At 44.8% G+C, this 19,392-nt stretch carries 17 protein-coding genes and 1 pseudogene; 16 read left to right on the top strand and 2 right to left on the bottom strand.

Annotation, left to right across the window (positions count from 1 at the left end):
• Positions 1 to 21: 21 nt before the first annotated feature.
• From hxlA to BMW43_RS18550, 16 genes are all read left to right on the top strand, one after another.
• A complete protein-coding gene (gene hxlA, locus BMW43_RS18625; protein WP_091751377.1) occupies positions 22 to 651 on the top strand; it encodes a 3-hexulose-6-phosphate synthase in 630 nt (209 codons plus the stop codon).
• A gap of 312 nt (positions 652 to 963) precedes the next feature.
• A complete protein-coding gene (locus BMW43_RS18620; RefSeq protein ID WP_245732610.1) occupies positions 964 to 1,362 on the top strand; it encodes a bacteriohemerythrin in 399 nt (132 codons plus the stop codon).
• Positions 1,363 to 1,625: 263 nt separating this feature from the next.
• The gene (locus BMW43_RS18615) at positions 1,626 to 3,353 is read left to right on the top strand and encodes a methyl-accepting chemotaxis protein (RefSeq protein ID WP_091751374.1); all 1,728 of its coding nucleotides are present in this window, start codon (positions 1,626 to 1,628) and stop codon (positions 3,351 to 3,353) included.
• A gap of 257 nt (positions 3,354 to 3,610) precedes the next feature.
• Positions 3,611 to 4,210: a TetR/AcrR family transcriptional regulator gene (locus tag BMW43_RS18610; RefSeq protein ID WP_091751369.1), complete on the top strand. Its 600-nt coding sequence runs from the start codon at positions 3,611 to 3,613 to the stop codon at positions 4,208 to 4,210.
• A gap of 29 nt (positions 4,211 to 4,239) precedes the next feature.
• Entirely contained in the window at positions 4,240 to 5,949 is a 1,710-nt protein-coding gene (locus BMW43_RS18605) for a methyl-accepting chemotaxis protein (protein ID WP_245732609.1), read from the top strand.
• Between the two features lie 467 nt (positions 5,950 to 6,416).
• Positions 6,417 to 8,138 carry a methyl-accepting chemotaxis protein gene (locus BMW43_RS18600; RefSeq protein WP_091751363.1) on the top strand — a complete coding sequence of 574 codons (1,722 nt, stop codon included), beginning with the start codon at positions 6,417 to 6,419 and terminating at the stop codon, positions 8,136 to 8,138.
• Positions 8,139 to 8,591: 453 nt separating this feature from the next.
• The gene (locus BMW43_RS18595) at positions 8,592 to 9,548 is read left to right on the top strand and encodes a phosphoglycerate dehydrogenase (RefSeq protein WP_091751360.1); all 957 of its coding nucleotides are present in this window, start codon (positions 8,592 to 8,594) and stop codon (positions 9,546 to 9,548) included.
• A gap of 32 nt (positions 9,549 to 9,580) precedes the next feature.
• A complete protein-coding gene (eda, locus tag BMW43_RS18590; protein ID WP_091751357.1) occupies positions 9,581 to 10,228 on the top strand; it encodes a bifunctional 4-hydroxy-2-oxoglutarate aldolase/2-dehydro-3-deoxy-phosphogluconate aldolase in 648 nt (215 codons plus the stop codon).
• A gap of 21 nt (positions 10,229 to 10,249) precedes the next feature.
• A complete protein-coding gene (locus BMW43_RS18585) occupies positions 10,250 to 10,675 on the top strand; it encodes a PTS sugar transporter subunit IIA (RefSeq protein WP_091751353.1) in 426 nt (141 codons plus the stop codon).
• Between the two features lie 12 nt (positions 10,676 to 10,687).
• Positions 10,688 to 11,158, top strand: a complete 471-nt coding sequence (locus tag BMW43_RS18580) for a PTS sugar transporter subunit IIB (RefSeq protein WP_091751350.1) — start codon at positions 10,688 to 10,690, stop codon at positions 11,156 to 11,158.
• An 11-nt stretch (positions 11,159 to 11,169) separates the two neighbouring features.
• On the top strand, positions 11,170 to 11,922 hold the full coding sequence (locus BMW43_RS18575) for a PTS mannose/fructose/sorbose/N-acetylgalactosamine transporter subunit IIC (RefSeq protein ID WP_091751347.1): 753 nt from the start codon (positions 11,170 to 11,172) through the stop codon (positions 11,920 to 11,922).
• Position 11,923: 1 nt separating this feature from the next.
• Positions 11,924 to 12,766 carry a PTS system mannose/fructose/sorbose family transporter subunit IID gene (locus BMW43_RS18570; RefSeq protein ID WP_245732607.1) on the top strand — a complete coding sequence of 281 codons (843 nt, stop codon included), beginning with the start codon at positions 11,924 to 11,926 and terminating at the stop codon, positions 12,764 to 12,766.
• A gap of 104 nt (positions 12,767 to 12,870) precedes the next feature.
• Positions 12,871 to 14,031: an amidohydrolase family protein gene (locus BMW43_RS18565; RefSeq protein WP_177173677.1), complete on the top strand. Its 1,161-nt coding sequence runs from the start codon at positions 12,871 to 12,873 to the stop codon at positions 14,029 to 14,031.
• Between the two features lie 71 nt (positions 14,032 to 14,102).
• Positions 14,103 to 16,901 (top strand): sigma-54-dependent transcriptional regulator, encoded by a 2,799-nt coding sequence (locus tag BMW43_RS18560; RefSeq protein WP_091751341.1) that lies wholly within the window; start codon positions 14,103 to 14,105, stop codon positions 16,899 to 16,901.
• 139 nt (positions 16,902 to 17,040) lie between these two features.
• Positions 17,041 to 17,538, top strand: coding sequence for an HD domain-containing protein (locus BMW43_RS18555; RefSeq protein WP_091751338.1), 498 nt, complete (start codon positions 17,041 to 17,043; stop codon positions 17,536 to 17,538).
• Between the two features lie 191 nt (positions 17,539 to 17,729).
• On the top strand, positions 17,730 to 18,449 hold the full coding sequence (locus BMW43_RS18550; protein WP_091751335.1) for a helix-turn-helix domain-containing protein: 720 nt from the start codon (positions 17,730 to 17,732) through the stop codon (positions 18,447 to 18,449).
• Positions 18,450 to 18,454: 5 nt separating this feature from the next.
• On the opposite strand, the gene BMW43_RS18545 is transcribed toward BMW43_RS18550, so the two are convergent.
• The gene (locus BMW43_RS18545) at positions 18,455 to 18,838 is read right to left on the bottom strand and encodes a cupin domain-containing protein (RefSeq protein WP_218140730.1); all 384 of its coding nucleotides are present in this window, start codon (positions 18,836 to 18,838) and stop codon (positions 18,455 to 18,457) included.
• Positions 18,839 to 19,166: 328 nt separating this feature from the next.
• A pseudogene (locus BMW43_RS18540) lies at positions 19,167 to 19,392 on the bottom strand (IS110 family transposase); the annotation flags it as partial.

The following is a 19,392-nucleotide window of genomic DNA, read 5'->3' as shown; positions in this document are numbered from 1 at the left end:
TTTATTTGAGAGGGGAAGAATATGAAGTTACAATTGGCTATCGATGAGCTTAATGTGGAAGAAGCGCTAACAGCACTGGAGACGTTAGCTCCTTATGTTGACATTGTTGAAGTGGGGACCCCGCTTCTTATAGACGCCGGAAGGGATGCCATCAGACAGATTCACAAAAAATTTCCTGAACTGAAAATTCTATGCGATGCAAAAATCATGGATGCAGGGGCTTATGAGGCGCGATTGGCCTATGAGGTTGGTGCGGAATATGTAACGGTTTTAGGCGTCACGGATGATTTAACAATAAAAGAGTGTGTGAATGAAGCAAAAAAATATGGAAAAAAGGTCATGGTGGATATGATTTGCATCCCCGATTTGGCTGCACGGGTTCCGGTTATAGAAGCGCTGGGCGTAGATGTCATTGCTGTACACACCGGGGTGGATCAACAGGCCATGGGAAGGACTCCGCTGGATGATTTGATTGAAATCCAAAAACATGTGAAGTCTTGTCAGGTTGCGGTGGCCGGTGGTATCAATAGCAAAACGGTTGGCCAGTATATAGCCCGGCAGCCGGATATTTTAATTGTTGGAGGCGGAATCTTGAAATCTGAAAATCCTATGGAAGAAGCCGGAAGAATTCGTAAACTAATGGAAGATTAATGTAGCTAGGCAAAGAGCTTTTACCTGTCGGGTAAAAGCTTTCTTTTTTATTGCCTTGAATGGGTGATAGATCTAAGCTGCAAGAAGCCCGGAAATCACAGTCACAGTAACGGCAGGAAAAAAGGTTTTCTTGCGGGGAGGGTCATCAAACTGATATATAGTTTGTAAGATGTGGCGTCGTGATAAATAGCAGCGTAACGATGAAAGAAACCTGTATGGAATAATTCTGTAAGTATTGGTAAACGTTGCTTTTTATCAAGAAGGATATGTGGAATTTGTCGCGAAATGTTGAAAAAAGGAGGAGTGGCGGTTATGGCAATTGCAAAGTGGAAAGACGAATACAGTATTGGTATTCCTGAGGTCGATAAACAACATATGAAGTTATTTGAAATTGTGAATCGCATACAAGAATTACTGTGTGACGAATTTATTACCGACAAGTATGATGGTATCGTGGCAATAATAACGGAATTAAAAGAATATACGATTTACCATTTCAAGATGGAAGAAGACTACATGCTGAAGAACGGTTATAAAAAGTTTTTTTCTCATAAAGTGATGCATCAGGATTTTATAGAAAAGATTAACGCAGTTGATTATTCCAAGATTGATAATGAACAAAACAAATATCTTAACGAGATATTGTATTTTGTGTGTGATTGGCTTATAACCCATATCCTAAAAGAGGACAAATTACTAGCTGAAATGTAATCTTTTTATAGCTTTACAAGAGCCGAAAGGCTCTTTTTCTATTTGCTGAAGAATGCAAAACAGGAGTAAAAATGAGAGAAATGCGCTTTTTTGGAGGATTTTATAATATTTTGTCGTAATACGAGATGCCCCTAAATAATCTGTGGTGACCTTGCTCTATAAGAAGGCACTCGATTATCAGGTAAAGTCAGCTTTATGGGTTGGCTACGGGTGTAAGACATATAGAGCCGGTTTCGCATAAACGAACAAACAGGGGGAAAGTTATGACAATCAAGCAAAAAGTTATCTCATCACTCACGGCGATTTTATTATTAATGCTGGCGGTAAATGTATACTTCTTCTGGTCCTCCAACGAAAGTAAAAATAATGTCCATCAAATCCAAACTAGTAATGCCCGGGCTATTATTGCCGCCAAAGCGGAAAATGAATATACAGGTGCTGTTTTAGAAATCAGGCGGTATATTGCTGATGGAAACGAACAGTACAGCAAGAACTTTGAGGATAAATTGACAGCAGTGGACAAGCTGGAAAAAGAATTACAGGCACTAACAACAGGAGATCAGGTAAAAGACGTCGAGCAGTTAATCAATGATACTGAAAAATACAAAAGCGGCGTGGTTGGGCAGTTGATTCCGGCACTTAGGGAACAGTATCAGGCTAAGCAGGCGGGTAATGTGGAGCTGGCTAATGCCAAAGGGAAAATAGCCGGGGATGTAACTAAAGAGTTGACGCCTTTTGCCCAGTCTATCCAAAAATCACTGCATACCGCAGTAGAGGAAAATTCCCAGTTAGCCCAGAAAAATGTTGAAGAGGCAAACGGAAGTTTGTCCCGCAATCTCATCATCGCTACGGTAATCGGGGTTATTGCCCTCATTGTGGGGATTAGTCTGAGTATTTTCCTTACCAGACAGATTACCGCTCCGATTAAATTAGTAGTTAATGAACTGACGACTATGGCCAAAGGAGACTTTGCTGGAAATTGGGTTGCCAATCTTACCGTGCGTTCCGATGAGTTTGGTTTTCTGGCGAAAGCGCTGCTTCGTATGAAGGAGAATCTAAAGAATCTTATCGTTGATGTACAATCCAAGGCGGAGCAGCTTTCGGCAGCTTCGGAACAATTAAGTGCAAGTTCTGAGGAGTCTACCCAGACTGCAACGCAGGTAGCAAAGTCTATTGTGGATGTAGCCGCCGGTACAGAGAGACAGACGGCCTCCGTGCAAAATACGTTAGCTGTGGTAGAGCAATCCGCAGCCGAAGCCGATGCCGTAGCTCAAAATGCCCAATTGGTGGCCAGTACCTCAGTCAAGACAGCTACTGCGGCCGATGCAGGCGGCAAGTTCATTCATTCGGCTGAAACGCAGATGACCAGTGTGGAAACTACGATTAACAATTTGGCTCAAGTTATCAGCAGACTGGGCGAGCGTTCTCAGGAAATCGGGCAAATTGTCGGAACGATTTCCGGCATTGCCGGTCAGACCAATCTGTTAGCCTTGAATGCTGCCATTGAAGCGGCACGGGCCGGTGAGCAGGGGCGGGGGTTTGCTGTGGTGGCGGACGAAGTACGTCACTTGGCAGAGCAATCTGATCAGGCGGCCCAACAGATTGGCACCTTGATTACCGAAATACAGCAGGAAACCGAATATGCGGTAACCGCCATGACGGCTGGTACGGATGAAGTCAGAAGCGGCGTGAAAATCGTCAATGAGGCTGGTGGCGCTTTCAATCATATTGTCCAAATGGTCGAGGTGGTTACTGCCCAGGTTGAAGAAATTTCTTCTGCCGCTAATCAAATTTCCGGTGCCAGCCGGGATATTGTCACGGCCGTTAAAGGCATTGAGGAAATAACGCAGGAGACTGCTTCCCAAACGCACAATGTTTCGGCAGCGACAGAAGAACAAACGGCATCCATGCAGGAAATTGCCGCAACCAGCCGGAGTCTTTCTAAAATGGCTGAGGAACTTCAAGCCGCAATTAATGTTTTCCGGGTATAAAGCAATCGAGATCAGTTTGCTGATCAGGCTTCCTCTAATATAAACTATAAACACTTCATCTGAGGCTGGTGCCTTGGATGGAGTGTTTTTTCAATAGTAAATATGATAGGACTATAAATAAAAATCTACATGGAAAATATTGCATAACAAAAGAAATTGCAGTATAATTTGAACGAATAAACAAAACGTTCAAATGTTTAAAACGGATATAGACAGTCATCTGGTGCTTCCTGTCTATAATAAAAGGGGGACGAAAAGTGACTGGTCAGAGACGGGATCAGATTTTGGATGCTTTCATGCGGATTGTTGCAGATCACGGCATAAATAGAACAACTATGCGCGATATTGCACGCGAAGTAGGGTGTAGTGTGGGAACAATTTATAATGAGTTCGCCAACAAAGAAGCCTTAATTGACGCCTTGCTTGAGCGGGCCCAGCAAGAGATGGACCAGCTATTGAAAGAGTTATCTGTGTCTTGCCAGGCGCCTCCGGAAATGCGGCTCCGCCGATTCATGATCGGGTTCGTACGGGCGGTCAATCTGAAAATGCAGAGAGACCGGGCGTTTACTGAATTTGTTAAGGAAATAAAAAATTTCCGACACATAGGATTTAAGCCGACAGATTTGGGAAAGACGGTAAAATTAAAGGTGATTGCCGTTATTGAAGAGATTCTTACGCAAGGGGTCCAGGATGGTACATTTGAGATTGACGATATTCCCTTGACCGCCAGGCTGGTGAGAGAAGCATTTACCGAGTATTTGGTCCCGTTTCTTACGCTTGAAAAAGCAATTGAAGACATCGTCGAAGGTGCCCAAGCCATGATGGAGTTGATCATTAAGTCAATCAAGGCAACATAAACATTGCTTATAGCAGGGGAGAGATTAAGATGTTACGAAATCTTAAAACATCTGTAAAAATTCTTAGTTTAATTATTCTCATGACACTTTCTTTGCTTATTGTCGGCTACTTAGGTCATTATGCAACAACGAACATGGCCGCCAGCCTTAATGATATGTATAACAATCGCTTGCTGCCGATTCAGTGGCTAAACTCGGTGCGAGCAGAAAGCAGAATTAATGAAAATCTCACCTTAGCGATTTTCCTCAGTCAGGATAAATCCAAGCAAGCGGTGCTGTTAAAGGAGATCGGTGAGCATAAGGCCAAAGTCGAAAGCCTGCTTGGCGATTATTCCCAGGCAAAGCTGGACTCTTATGAGGCCCAGGCGTTGCCTCAGGTAATGGAGGAAATGAAAGCCTACCGGGGTGAATGGCAAAAGGCGCTGGATCTGGCAATGGCAGGAAGACAGGCGGAAGGTTATGCGTATTTTACGCAAAACGCCGCAGGCCACTTGGAGAGCTTAAATAAGTTGCTGGATGAACTGGTTGAACATAACTCGAAGATCGCAGCAGAGGAAAAAACGGCCAATAATGCTCTTGCGGTGTACAACGACCGTCTTGGCCTGGCTGCAACGTTAGTGACGGTTCTCCTGGCTTTGGGAATGGGTTGGCTGATTTCCCGTTTGATTGCTGTCCCGTTAAACCAGATGGTTTCACAGGTGAAGCAGCTGGCGGCCGGAAATCTTGCCGATAGGCAGGCAACGGCAGTCTATGAAGATGAAGTCGGTCAGCTTAGCAAGGAAGTCAATGTTATGGCAGGGCACTTGCGTAATTTGGTAGTTAATATTACGCAGACTGCCGAGCAGTTGGCGGCAGCTTCGGAAGAATTGACGGCTGGCACCGATCAGGCTGCTCAGGCAACGGAAGATGTCACAGTTACTATTGCGGAAGTTGCGCAAGGAGCGCAAGAACAGTCAAATGCCATTGAGGAAGCTACTAACATTGTCATGCAGATGTCGACGGCTATTGAGCAAATAGCCGGCAATGCCAATACGGTAAGCGGAGCGGCCTCGAAAACCGCTGAAGCTGCGACGGCAGGTTCCCAATCGGCAGATTTGGTATCGGCTCAAATGGAAAGTATTGAAGAAACGGTGGGAGCTTCAGCGCAGGCCGTAGAAAAGCTTGGCGAACGCTCAAAAGAAATAGGGCAGATTGTCGATACGATTTCCGGCATTGCCAGCCAGACCAACCTATTGGCACTCAACGCAGCCATTGAGGCGGCCCGTGCGGGAGAACAGGGACGAGGCTTTGCCGTGGTCGCCGAGGAAGTGCGTAAACTGGCGGAACAGTCTCAGGAGGCAGCGAGTCAGATTGCTGGTATGATTGGTGAAGTACAGGCCGAAACCAGCCGGGCGGTTACAGCCATGAACGAGGGCAGCCAGCAGGTAAAAACCGGGGCGGAGGTAGTGGTTAACGCCGGGAAGGGCTTTAAAGAAATCGTCTCGCTTATTGATGACGTATCGTCGCAAGTGATGGAAATTTCTTCGGCCATACAGCAGTTATCGGCCGGCAGTCAGCAAATTGTGACGGCCATGCGCAACATTGATGATATAGGCAAAAAGTCGGCAAACCGGACGCAAACAGTTTCGTCGGCCATAGAGGAACATTCCGCTTCTATAGAGGAAATCTCGTCTTCTAGCCAGGAACTGTCTATTATGGCTGAGAAATTGCAAGGCGCGGTTCACAAATTTAAGGTGTAATAGGCTGAAGTATACAGGTTTAAAGGCTATTGGTGAAATGCAAAGGGGGGGGCTGTTGGACTACAACAGTCTCCTTTTTTTGCTGTTTCCTCTTGCCGATTTTGTACGCTAAATATTGTAGGGCTATCCCCAGAGGATAGTAATAATCTACAATAGCGTTTTTTTCTATCTTTTAGGGTAATTGATGCAGGTATGCCTGTTGTATATAATTTTAAATAAAGGTTTGGAATTTACTTATCTTGGGCCAGCTTCTGAGGAGATATTACCAATGTTGGACGGACAGAGTGAGTGAATGGAGTAAAGTGGCGTTGCGAAAAAACGAGGTTATTCTATAAATTATATTATGTAAAAGGGTTTATATCTGAAAAAAATAGAAGGAATTTTGTAGAAATTTGTAGAAATATGTCGGAGTTAATTCGAATCAATGTTAAGCAATAATTATTTCTAATTAAAGAGGAGATTAATTAATGAACTGGTTAAATAATTTAAAAGTAGCACGCAAACTCGCTCTATTAATTGTTGTATTTGTAATTGCCTTAGTATCTGTTGGTGGTGTAGGGTATTATTTTTTAGCTAAAACCAATCAGGCGATGGATAGAATGTATAATGAAAAAATTACTGAACTTGAGCTTATTAATGAAAACCGTGTGTATGCCAGAAGAATTGAAGGCAATTTGTTTTCGTTAATGTTGACGACCAATGAAACTGAGAATAAAGCATTGATGGATTCTATTAGTGAGAATGCTAAACTATTTGATGCCAACTTGACTAAATTTGAACAAATGCCAATAGATGACCAAAGCAAGGCAGATGTCAAAGAAATGCGGGAAATATTAGGAAAGTATAGAGAAGTAAGAAGTAAAGTTATTTCTCTTGCCTCACAAAATAAAAATACGGAAGCATATGCTTTATATACTCAGGACGCGAAGCCTTTAGCGGATGGGTTTATGAAAAAGCTGGTCGTAGTAGGCGAAGAGACAAAAAAATCTGTGGAAGAAATGAATATACAAAATCATAAAGATTTTGTATATGCGAATACTATGTTTGTTATTGTTATTCTTTCAGCTATTTTACTTGGAATTTTACTTGGGGTATTGATTACCAAAAGAATTACAAAACGCTTAAATGATGTTGCCATATTTATGGATACGGTAGCCAAAGGTGACTTTACAAGAGAAGTCTCTCAGCAGAATTTAAATGACAAAAGTGAATTTGGTACTGTATCCAGAGCCGTTGCTACAATGAATAAGAATGTAAAAGATTTAATTAGACAGTTAGCTAATACTTCCGAACAACTGGCAGCCTCTTCTGAGGAACTGACCGCAAGTGCAGAGCAATCAGCTCAAGCCTCTAATCAGGTAGCAGGATCAGTAACCGAGGTAGCTCAAGGTGCAGAGAAACAACTACAGCTAGCTCATAATGCAAGCAGCGTAGTCCTTCAAATTTCTAACGCAATTACTCAGGTTGCGTCAAATACGGAAACCGTCTCCAGTTCTGCCGAAAAGACGGCTATGACGGCTAACAACGGAGAAGAAGCGATTAGACAAGCGGTAAGTCAGATGCAAATTATTGAAGAAAAAACCAACGCTACGGCTAATGTAATTACAGAATTAGAAGATAAATCAAAGCAGATTGGGCAAATTGTCGATGTTATTTCCAGCATTTCAGGGCAAACCAATTTATTAGCTTTAAACGCGGCAATTGAAGCGGCCAGGGCTGGTGAGGCAGGAAGAGGGTTCGCTGTAGTAGCCGAAGAAGTCAGGAAATTAGCCGAACAGTCCCAGGATGCGGCAAAACAAATTACCCAGTTGATTAGCGAAGTGCAAGCAAAGACCGATAGTGCAGTAACCTATATGAATGATGGTAAGAACGAAGTAGATAAAGGGGCTAGGGTTGTAACTGTTGCCGGTCAAAGCTTTAGTGAAATTTGGACTATGGTAAAAGATATAACCAGTCAAATACACGAAATCTCCGGTGCTATCGAGGAAATTACAAGCGGTACTCAAGATGTGGTTAATTCTGTACAAGAGATTGATGATGAAAGCCGGAAAGCCGCTGAGCAAACTCAGACTATCTCTGCGGCAACGGAAGAACAATCCGCCTCAGTTGAAGAAATTGCATCGTCCAGTAGGAATTTGGCAAAAATGGCGGAAGAATTACAAGTTGCTATCGGAAAATTTAAAATCTAACAAGTAAAATAAACCCCTCAAGTCTTCCCGGAAGGACACAGAAAATCTGTTAAATCGTTTTGTAGGATTAGGTTGAATTAACAGTATTATAATTGGGACTCTCCGTAACTGTCATGAATGTTTAAGAGGTACTCTCAAAAACCGAAATCGTATAAATAAAAATAAGGGATGCTGCATTCCGCTTTAAAGCGTTTTACGGCATCCTTATTTTTTATAAAGCAACAAGGGGACGGTACTTCTGATTCAATGCCTGTCGCCTTTCTGAATAGGCTGTCCCGGTATTTTACTAAAGAATTTGCATTCGGTCTGTTATATGATTTGAGCGGCGTTGCAACACTAAGGGCTTGTGTTGCAACGCCGCTTTTTAGCTTTGAGAATTCAAGGGTTATGTGTGGTGGCATGACATTTGCACTATAGATTCATGTGGCCACAACAATCTTTAAGGAGAGGGAAATGAAGAAAAAAATACTAATTGGCTCCCGGGCACGTTCGCGCGCTGCCAAAATGACCAAACTATTGGAAGAAGCGGGCTACGAATTAATCCTGAACCCTTTTGACAGGACGCTGACCGAGGCGGAGTTAGTGGAGCGGATACAGGGGGCTAGCGCGATGGTTGCCGGCAGTGATGTGGTAACCAAACGTGTTCTGGAGGCAGGAAGCCCCAGCTTGAAAATTGTTGCCAAGCAGGGGGTAGGCTATAATACCATTGATGTAGAAACGGCTAAACAGATTGGTATTGCGGTGACGATTACACCGGGGGCCAACAGTAAATCAGTGGCTGATTTGACAATGGGTCTTATCCTTGCTGCAGCAAGAAATATCGCAGGTATGGATCGGGCCATTCGAAAAGGCGAATGGTATCGTCATACGGGGGTTGAACTGAATAGTAGAGTGTTAGGCATTGTTGGCACAGGGCATATTGGGCAGGAGGTAGCTAAACGGGCGGTTGCTTTTGGCATGAGCCTTATTGCCTACGATACCTGTCCCCGGCAGGAGCTTGTCGATCAATATGCTATTCGTTATGTGGAACTGGATGAACTTTTTGCAACGGCCGATTTCGTTTCTTTGCATGCGCCGGCCCTTGTCTCAACGGTGGGGATGGTGAACTCGCAGCGGCTTAGCAGAATGAAAAGCACTGCTTTTCTCATTAATACGTCCCGTGGCGAGCTGGTGGTGGAAGACGATTTATACGAGGCGTTGCGGCACAACAAAATTGCCGGTGCGGCTTTGGATGTTTTCTGTGAAGAGCCGCCCAAGCATTCTTTGCTGTCCGGGTTAGGTAATGCTACGTTTACGGCCCATGCCGGGGCCTATACGGAAGAAGCCATTGTAAATGCCGGTGTCATTGCCGCCGAAGAGATTATTCGTGTCTTAGCGGGGCAAGAACCGCGCTTTGCCGTTACAAACTAATGATTTTTAAACAGAAGGAGGCAATTCCAATCGTGCAGACCAAATATGAAATAGTAAAAACAATTGTAGATAGCGGTATGGTGTTGATTATTAGGACGGATCAGGAGGACGAAGCAAAAAAAGTTGCCGAAGCGGCGGTAGCGGGCGGCGTCAAAGCGCTTGAAATCACGATGAGCTGCGCTAATGCCCTGGGGGTGATTGCCTATCTGGCTGATAAATACAAAGGTCAGGATATTGTAGTTGGCGCGGGAACGATTCTGGATGCGGAAACCGCTAATGCCGCCATGCTTGCCGGTGCCAGGTTGCTGGTTAGTCCCAATCTGAATCCGGCTATGATCGAACAGGCCAACCGTTATCAGGCGGTGACCATATCAGGCGCAATGACGCCGACGGAGGTGCTCAATACCGTACAAAGCGGCGCGGACTTTGTAAAAATATTCCCGGCTGAGTTCTTGGGACCCCAATATATTAAAACGATTAAAGCGCCGTTGCCGCAGGCTGCCGTTGTGCCGACCGGCGGAGTAAATCCTGAAAATGTGCAGGAATGGTTTGCTGCGGGCAGCAGTGCCTTAGGCGTAGGCAGCTATATATCGAAAGCGCATAAAAAGGACGGTGATTATGGAAAAGTTACTGCTGCCGCCAGAGAATTTGCGGCAGCGATCAAACAAGCAAGATCATAACGGTGCAAAGGAGTTTTAAACGTGGTAGGTGTCATTATAGCTACCCATTCGGAGTTAAGCGAAGGGGTGGTAAAAACTTCAGAGGTTTTATTGGGAAAGCAGGATAATGTAAAGGTCCTTACATTGCATGTCGGTGATTCTATTCAAGCGTTCAGAGAACAAATGGAAAAAGAGATTATTTCCCTTCAAACTTGTGAAGGCGTGGTTGTGTTAGTGGATATGCTGGGAGGAAGCCCTTATAACGTTGCATTTTCCCTATTGCAAACATACAATTTTCAATTACTTACCGGCGTGAATTTACCCATGTTGTTGCATGTTTTGACTAAGCGGGAAAGTTCTCTGAATGAGGCTGTGCTGGCCTGTGAATGCCTGCAGGCCGCTAAAGAAAGCATTACCCTGTTAAATCGTGATATGATAAAAAAAATGCAGCAAGCTGCAGAGTCGTAGGAGGGAAAAGGCATGGCGCAAATCGTGTTTTCACGGGTAGATGACCGTCTTATCCATGGTCAGGTTGTAACCAGTTGGTTGAATTATAGCGGCGCTAATCACATTATTATTGTTGATGATTTAACCGCCCAGGATGATTTTGTAAAGATGATTTTAAAAGGAGCTGTGCCGCCGGGATATAAAATGACCGTGTTGTCCATTGCGGATATGATAGCGACTTTTACTGCATTGCCTGATGATAAAGTCTTTTTGCTGGTTAAAACCCCGGCTGTTATTTTAGCCTTGGCGGAGGCCGGTATTGATATTAAGGAATTAAATGTCGGCGGCATGGGCGGCAATGCGGAGCGGAGTAAATTTTATAAGAATATATCGATGTCGGAAGCGGAGAAAGACTGCGTGAAAAAATTGCTGGAAAAGGGACTGTCCATCTCCATACAGGTGATCCCGCAAGACAAAAAAATAAATATTGAAGATCTTTTATAGGAGGCGTTATTGTGGAAATATCGATTATTCAGGCTATATTAATTGGTATTGTATACTATATGGGCACCAACGGGAATCCCTGGCCCACCGTTCTGGGGAGTTATATTATTCGCCAGCCTATCGTGGGAGGGACCCTGGTTGGCTTGATTCTGGGCGATCCTGTGCAAGGTTGTATTATTGGAGCTGCCATTAATTTACCGTATATTGCCTTTATTACTGCCGGCGGGGCTTTGCCCTCCGATGCCGGTTTGGCGGGCACGCTGGGGACAGCGGTTGCGCTGGCAAGTGGCCTTGAGCCGTCGGTTGCGATTGCGATTGCCGTACCGATTGGTCTATTGGGCACGATTATTTGGGTAACCCATATGACCGTGGATGTTACCTTTGTCCATATGGCGGATAAAGCGGCTGAGGAAGGGAATTTGGATAAGATTTGCTTCCTGCATATTATCCCGCCGCAGATTTTTATGTTCATTATTTGCGTAATACCCGTAACCCTGGGAGCCTATTATGGCGGAGATATTATTAAATCCATTATCAATTTATTGCAGGGAACGCCTTTACACGTAATGAGTATTATCGGCGGCATGCTGCCGGCTCTGGGGATTGCCATGAATATGAGCGCCATGGGACGTAAAGGCACACTGTTATTCTTTATTCTGGGTTTTGCCATGAGCGTATATTTCAATTTGGGCATTATTGCGGTTGCTATTTTTGCCACCATTATTTCATACTTTCATGCCATGAATATGAAGGAGGTACAGTAAGATGAAGGATGCGGAAACGGTCATGGAGAAGAAGAAACAATTATCAAAGATGGATCTGGTACGCGCTTATTGGATGTGGAACTTTTTTTCTCATTCTAATTACAACTATGAACGGTTACAGGCAACCGGATTTGTTCAGCATATGGCACCTATTATAAAAAAGTTATATGGCGATGATCCGGAAGAATACAAAGCCTGCATTAAAAGGCATATGCAGTTTTTTAATACGGAACCGTATTTTGGCGGTGTTATCAATGGTATGGTTATAGCCATGGAAGAAGACAAGGCCAATGGAGCGCCGATTAGCGGCGATATGATTAATAGCATTAAAACCGGCTTAATGGGGCCCTTTGCCGGTGTGGGTGATACCATCTGGCAGGGGACGCTTAACCCGATCTTTATTGCCTTTGGCGTTACCCTGGCCAGCACCGGGAACATGATGGGGCCGGTGCTTTACGCGGTCTTAATGTTACTCTGCCTGTGGGGACTGGGCTATTTTATGTTCATGCGGGGTTATACTATGGGCAAGGTAGGGATTAAACAGCTCATGGAAAGCAACCTGTTAAACCGGATCTTGGTGGCGGCTTCGGCGATGGGAGCTATCACGCTGGGTGCTTTGTCAGCCAATTTTGTCAAGCTATCTACACCGGTTGTCTTGAATATCGGTCAGTCCCAGATCAATATTCAGGAGAAAATTTTTGATACCTTGATGCCACATGTATTACCGTTATTATTGGTTTTAGGCACTTACTGGATGTTAAAAAAGAAAAGAATATCGGCGACCAAATCCATGCTGATTTTAGTGCTTATTGCCATTGCCGGCGGCGTGCTGGGCATCTTTTAAATAATTATTTGTGAATTAAATGGTGCATTTAGCTCTACTATGTTAAGACGGACATTGTAGAGCTAAATTCCTTTATTTTTTCTGACGGGGGCGGGAGGATGACTATGAAAGAAAAAGTGGATATTTTGATTTCCGGTGGAACCATCGTTGATCCTAAGAATAATCTTATGGAGCAGCAGGATCTGGCAATTCGGGACGGAAAAATCCTCCCGTTGCAGCAGGCTTGTGACCTGCAGGCTGAACAAGTGATCAATGCCAGGGGCTATCTGATTACGCCTGGTCTCATTGATCATCATGTGCATATTTTTGACGGCGGCTCGGAATATGGCTTTTTTCCGGATTCCGCATTATTGCCGATGGGGGTTACGGCAGCCGTTGATGCAGGCAGTGCCGGGGCCGCCAACTATGAAAGCTTTAGGCAAAATGTCATACTCCGCAGCAAGATGAAGTTGTTTGCCTACCTTAATATATCCTCCATGGGCCAGCTGGGCGGGAACTTTCCTGAACAAATCAATCCTCAATACTATGATCTTCCCCGTATCAGAAGCATGATTGATAAATTTCCGGAAATATGCGGGTTGAAGCTTCGCTGCGATAAAGCGATCATTGATGACTGGGGCCATGTCCCACTTCAGAAAACCCTTGCTATTGCCAGGGAACTGGATACCCGGCTGGTTGTTCATGGCAAGAATCCACCGATGCCGCTGGAGGCTATTACTGCACAGCTAGGGGCCGGGGATATTCTCTGCCACTGCTATCAGGGACTGAACAGCACAATACTGGAGCAAAGTGGCGGTATCAAAAGCAGTATACAGGCAGCGAGAACGCGTGGCGTGCTGTTTGACAGTGCCGATGCGAAGGGAAACTATGATTATCAGGTGCTGATTCCTGCACTAAAAGAAGGGTTTGTGCCGGATATAATCAGTACGGACTTAACGTTATCATCATTATTTCATCCGCAAATATACGGACTGCCGTTATTGCTGTCGAAATACTTAAATCTGGGGCTGCCGCTGCTGGAAGTTATCCGGGCCTGTACGGAAAAGCCTGCCCGTATCCTGGGGCTGGAAAACCGGCTCGGCACACTGGAAGCGGGCGCAATTGCCGATATTGCCATGTTTGAATTAAAACAAGATGTTGCTGTCGTTTTTGAAAATAAGAATGGAGACTGTTATAATGGAAACCAGGTTCTTGTTCCGCTGATGACCATCCTGGAGGGAAAAATTGTCTATCGGCATATGGAAACTATGTTTCGCTATAGATGAATTTATGTGAAAATTTAGAAATTACGGCTAAAAGTAGATGCCGGATAGATGTTTGATGAGAGGTAATCGGTATGGCACGGATAGATAAAATTATACAGTTTCTAAAAGAATATAAAAAAACTAACAAACCCGGAATTAGTGCTCAAAAACTTGCCTTGGAATTAGCTATACAAAGATGCGACGCTTCTCTGGAGCTAAATCGTTTGTTTAAAGAAGGCGTGGTGACCAAGACAGGTACGCGGCCGGTACTATATCAAATCAAAGAAAATATAGAAGAAATAAATACTAAAACGCAGGCCTGTAATAACAAAAACGGGAAAACTCCCTTTGCCGAAATTATTGGCTACGACGGCAGTATAAAAGCCCAGATTGAACTTGCCAAAGCGGCGATTATTTATCCGCCTTATGGACTGCATACATTGATTTTAGGCGAGAGCGGGGTCGGGAAAAATCTTCTGGCTGAGGAAATGTGGGCTTATGCTAATCAATGCTGGAAGAAGGAAGAAAAGAATGAGATTCCCTTTGTACAGTTTTGCTGTGCCGATTATGCCGCCAATGAACAACTTTTATTGGCGCAGCTATTCGGTTATGTGAAAGGCGCTTTTACCGGTGCCGAGGAGGATCGGAACGGAATTGTCGAGCGGGCGCAGGGAGGGATTTTATTTCTTGATGAGATTCACCGGTTGCCGCCGACAGGCCAGGAACTTTTATTTATGTTAATTGATAAAGGCATTTACCGGCGGTTGGGGGAAACCCAGGAGCGGCGCAAAGGGCAACTGATGATTATCGGTGCAACCTCAGAAGACGTATCCAGCTCTTTATTAATGACTTTTCGCCGGCGGATTCCGGTGCAAATCAGCCTGCCGCGCATCAGTGAGCGGCCGATCCGCGAGCGGGTGAATATCATTGTGCATTTTGTCCGGCAGGAGGCCAGACGGTTAGGTATATCGATATTTATTGAGGGCAAGGTCCTGGAGATTTTTGCGAATTACCATTGTCCCGCCAATATCGGTGAATTGCGCAACGATGTCTTATTGTGTTGCGCAAAAAGTTACCTGGAGTATTCCACAGCTTCGGAACAGTATCTGCAATTAAGAGAAAAAAATATTCCCCAGCGCATTTTTTCATTAGTGACAAGACAATCGGTGTTGGATACTGCGGTTAATAAGCTGTTCAAAGAGGGCATTCTCATTAAAGCAGACAGTCTGTTGCTGCAGTCTGAGCAGGACAATGTCCATGATTTTCATATTGATTTTTATAAATACATTGACCGCAAGATGGAATATTACCGGCAACTCGGAATATCGGCCGAAGAGATCACTATCAAGGCCCGGCAGGATCTGGAAAAGTATTTTAGCTCCATCGATCAAATTTTACGTAAAACCAATTCTGTGGATATGCCGGCCAGTATTATTGAAGCCCCTGTCTGGGAAATTGCCAATGCGCTGGTGAATGATGCGGCGGAATGCCTTGTTCGTAGCTATAGTAAAAACACGCTTGTGGCACTGGCCTGGCATTTGCAGCAATTTAAAGAACGGTCCGCCTCGGGACGGTCCATTTATAATCCTGATTTAACAAATATAAAACAAAAGCACAGTCCGGCGTTTAAGATTGCCGAAAAACACAAAGAGAGTATGGAAAAGAAGCTAGGTACGATAATACCCGAGGATGAACTTGGCTTTTTAACTATGTTCTTAATTCACGGGGGAGAAGATTATGGGCAGGCTCATGCCGGTATTGTTGTTGTTGCCCATGGCCGGGGTGTTGCCCAGCATATGGCGGAACTGGCTAATAATCTGTTGGGTATGGATCGAATAAAATACTACGAGATTCCCCTGAACCGCAGTAACATGCAAACGGTGGAGGACCTCCGCACGATTATCAAGAAGATAGATGAAGGACTGGGCGTCGTTTTGATTGTAGACATGGGATTTCTCGTGACGATGGAAGACACCTTATGTCAGGAAACAGGCGTACAAGTACGGGTGATCCCCAACTTGACGACTGCCTTGCTTCTCGAAGCGGGAAGACGCTTATTTACCACCAATGTAAATAATTTAGACGATGCAGTAAAAGCTATTTATGATGCTTACGATGACTATACCATGACGATCAGGCAGCGTCATCAATATGGTAAGCTTGCCAATGTGGAAAAAGTCGAACCCAAGGTGGTACTGCTGGTTTGCGCCACCGGGCAGGGCGTGGCCAAGAAGATGCAGGAAATTTTAGTAGCCGAAATTCCGGAAGTGAGCAACCTGCAATTTAAGATGGCCAGTGCAGCGGAAGATATTCAAGCAATGCTTCAGACAACCGAACTAAAAGTAAATTTAATTATCGGCAGCTTTAATCCGGGTATTCCGGATATTCCTTTTGTACCGGCCGGGGAACTTTTTAGTCATGACGGTATAAAGAAAATAAAGAGTATTTTGCAAAGCAGTCAGCCGGCAAGGTATGAACTGGCGAGTGAAAGTCAGGCAGCTAAAAGCATTTACAAACTGTTGGAAGAGCAGCTTGGCAAGTTTATTAAAAGACTGCCTTTGTATAAGGTAGCGGATGTATGCAAGGAACTGGTGGAAAAAATTTCGGGTGCGTTCTTTCAGGGTGCTATGGAACAAGATGTAATTATCCGGACTTATTTACATGCAGCGTGTATGTTTGACCGGGCTTATGCCCAGGAGGCGTTATTAGAGCCGCAATGGAGCAGGGAGATACAAACCGAGCGGGAGCAGGATTTTAAATGTCTGGAAAAAATCATACAAGAAAGTGCTGCTCAATTGTCACTGGAGGTTTCGGTGGGTGAGGTATGTTACTTTTTAAGCAGCTTTCCCGGCGGGAAAAATACCAATCTTAAGGCTGGGCAAAAGCAGTAATGAATCTTACGGGAATAACGCCGGCCTTCGCCGCAGTTCAACCAGGGAAAGTCTTAGCCGACGGACCGGTTCCGTTAATTCCAGTGGCCTATCATTGTTACTGAAAACTCTCTGAGGTCATTCGTCATGAGGAGGAGCCATGTCCAGGGATAAAGTGATTGCAAAAATGAAAGAAATTTTCCGGGAAGTGCCTTATGGAATCGACCACACACTTAATGTGTTGCAGGATGCGGCGCTCATTATGGAAGGGGAAGGTATTGAGGCGGCTGAGCGAGAGCTGATTTCGGTTGTTGCCATTCTGCATGATATAGGGGCCGTGGAAGCGCAACGCAAGTATGGGTCGATGGAGGCCATGTATCAGGAAAAAGAGGGACCGCCTATCGCCAGGCGTATATTGGAAGAGCTTCACTATGACTCCCGGTTTATTGAGCGGGTCTGCTTTATTATTTCATTTCATCATACACCGGCTAAGATTGACGGCTTGGATTTTCAGATACAATGGGAGGCCGACCTATTAGCCAACCTTGCGTACATGGATATTAGAAACGACAAAGAGCAGCTTCGGCAGTACATTGAGGAGCAGTTCAAGACCGCCACAGGCAAGGCCTTGGCACTAGAACGGTTTATGCAAAAATAGAATAAAAGCCTGCCGGCTGTAGGACAAGAACCCGCGAAGCTTCGCGGGTTCTTGTCAGCTTGATGGCTTGGCTGTCTGCCCGGCGACAGGCCTGTGGGTAATTGCTGTAGGCTATCCGAGCGAGCAAACTGAAGAGTTGGGTTTACCTTATTTTTTCATTTATATTATAATTAGGCTAGGCAGGTGATTTTATGGGTAAGTCCGCTTATTACCGTTCGCAGCAATTGGAAATAATACATCTTAAAGACTGGCAGATAACCTACCACGAGCATAATCATGTATCGATATATACGGTCGGCTTTGTCCTGGCGGGAGCTGTTACTCTTATCTGTGAAGAGCAGGCCGTTACCGTTCAGCCCGGCCAATTTTTTATCATTAAGCCTTATCAGATGCATGCGCTGCTATTACCTTCTATTTATAATATGATAGCGGTCTGTCTGCCTAGGGAGCTTGTGGAACGACATAACGCCAACAGTCTGCGGGAAATACTTTCTCAGGATATTACTTGCTTAGCCCTGTCCATTGACAATACATGTCTGGAAGCGGCAACCGGCGCGCTTTATCAAGGTGAGCCAGTCCGGGAATTGGTCGGTGATATGCTGGCAGATGTCAAGCATTTGCGGCAAAACCCTGAAAACAACAGCAGCATACAAAACATGGCCGACAGTATGTATTTCAGCAAATATCATTACATTAAACGGTTTAAGCAGAAGCTGGGGATGACTCCGCATCAATTTCAGCTACAAAATAAGGTTCGCAAGGCGCAGCGGATGCTGGAAAACGGTAAGCCGTTGACCGAGATTGCCGCTGACCTGGGCTTTTACGATCAAAGTCATTTTATTAAATGTTTTAAACAGATCATTGGCCTGACCCCTGCCATATATAGGCAAGCGGTTAGCCGGTTACCTTAACTTACTTAACATAATGCGGGGATGAACTTGGCGAACAGGCAGAGCCCGTCCGGCCCGGCCATAACTTCATGCTTGATGCCGGCCGGAAAGATAGAAATAGTTCCCGGCTCATAGGGCAGTTCCTGTCCTGCATTGACGCATACACCGCCACCGGCGACGACTTCATGGGTTTCCAATTGGGGATGGTGGATGTGCAGACCGATTTTTTTGCCCGGTCCTAGGCGAACCAGATGATAGCTGAAGGCTCCGCCGGTATTTTCGGCGGTAATCAGATGCTTTAACGCTACGCCTTCAAATGTTGGATGCGGCGACCAGGCCACGGCTGCAAAATCAACCTGACCGGATGGCAGCACCAGACTGCCGGTTTCAAATTTGTCAAACAAATTCATATTAAACACTCCTTTTATCATTTGCTTTTAGTGTAAGGAATGAGTCCGTGGATTTATAGGAAAAAATTGCGGAGTTGCACCAGACGGAATAAGAGTTTTTTATGCAAATGGAGAGCGGTGGTTAGGCGAGGGGCTAGGAAGCAGTTGTTTCCTTTAATTGCAGGCCGATTTAAAACAGAAAAGCATGATATAATAAAGAGTAAGAAAGACTAACTATAAAAAGTCAAGGGTGAAAAGCCAAAAGAGTTACGAATAGGCAAAGAAGACAAAAGGGCATAGCAAAAAGAGCGTCTTGCGGCGCTCAAAAAAAGTGTAGAGTCAGGAAGAGTCAGGCGGCAGGATTGTAAGGCGATTGGGATTTGACTAAGGCATAAATGAGCCGCACAAGCTTCTTAGCAGCATGAGAAATAGCGACATTGTAATGTTTTCCTTCAGCACGCTTTTTTTCAAGATAGGCGGCAAAAGAGGGATCCCAGTTGCAGACAAATTTAGCGGCATTGAAAAGAGCATACCGCAAATAACGGGAACCGCGTTTCTCCATATGGGAATAGGTC

Source organism: Propionispora vibrioides (assembly GCF_900110485.1).
In the GTDB taxonomy this organism is placed as follows: Bacteria; Bacillota; Negativicutes; order Propionisporales; family Propionisporaceae; genus Propionispora; species Propionispora vibrioides.
This window is presented reverse-complemented; position numbering and strand designations above follow the sequence as displayed.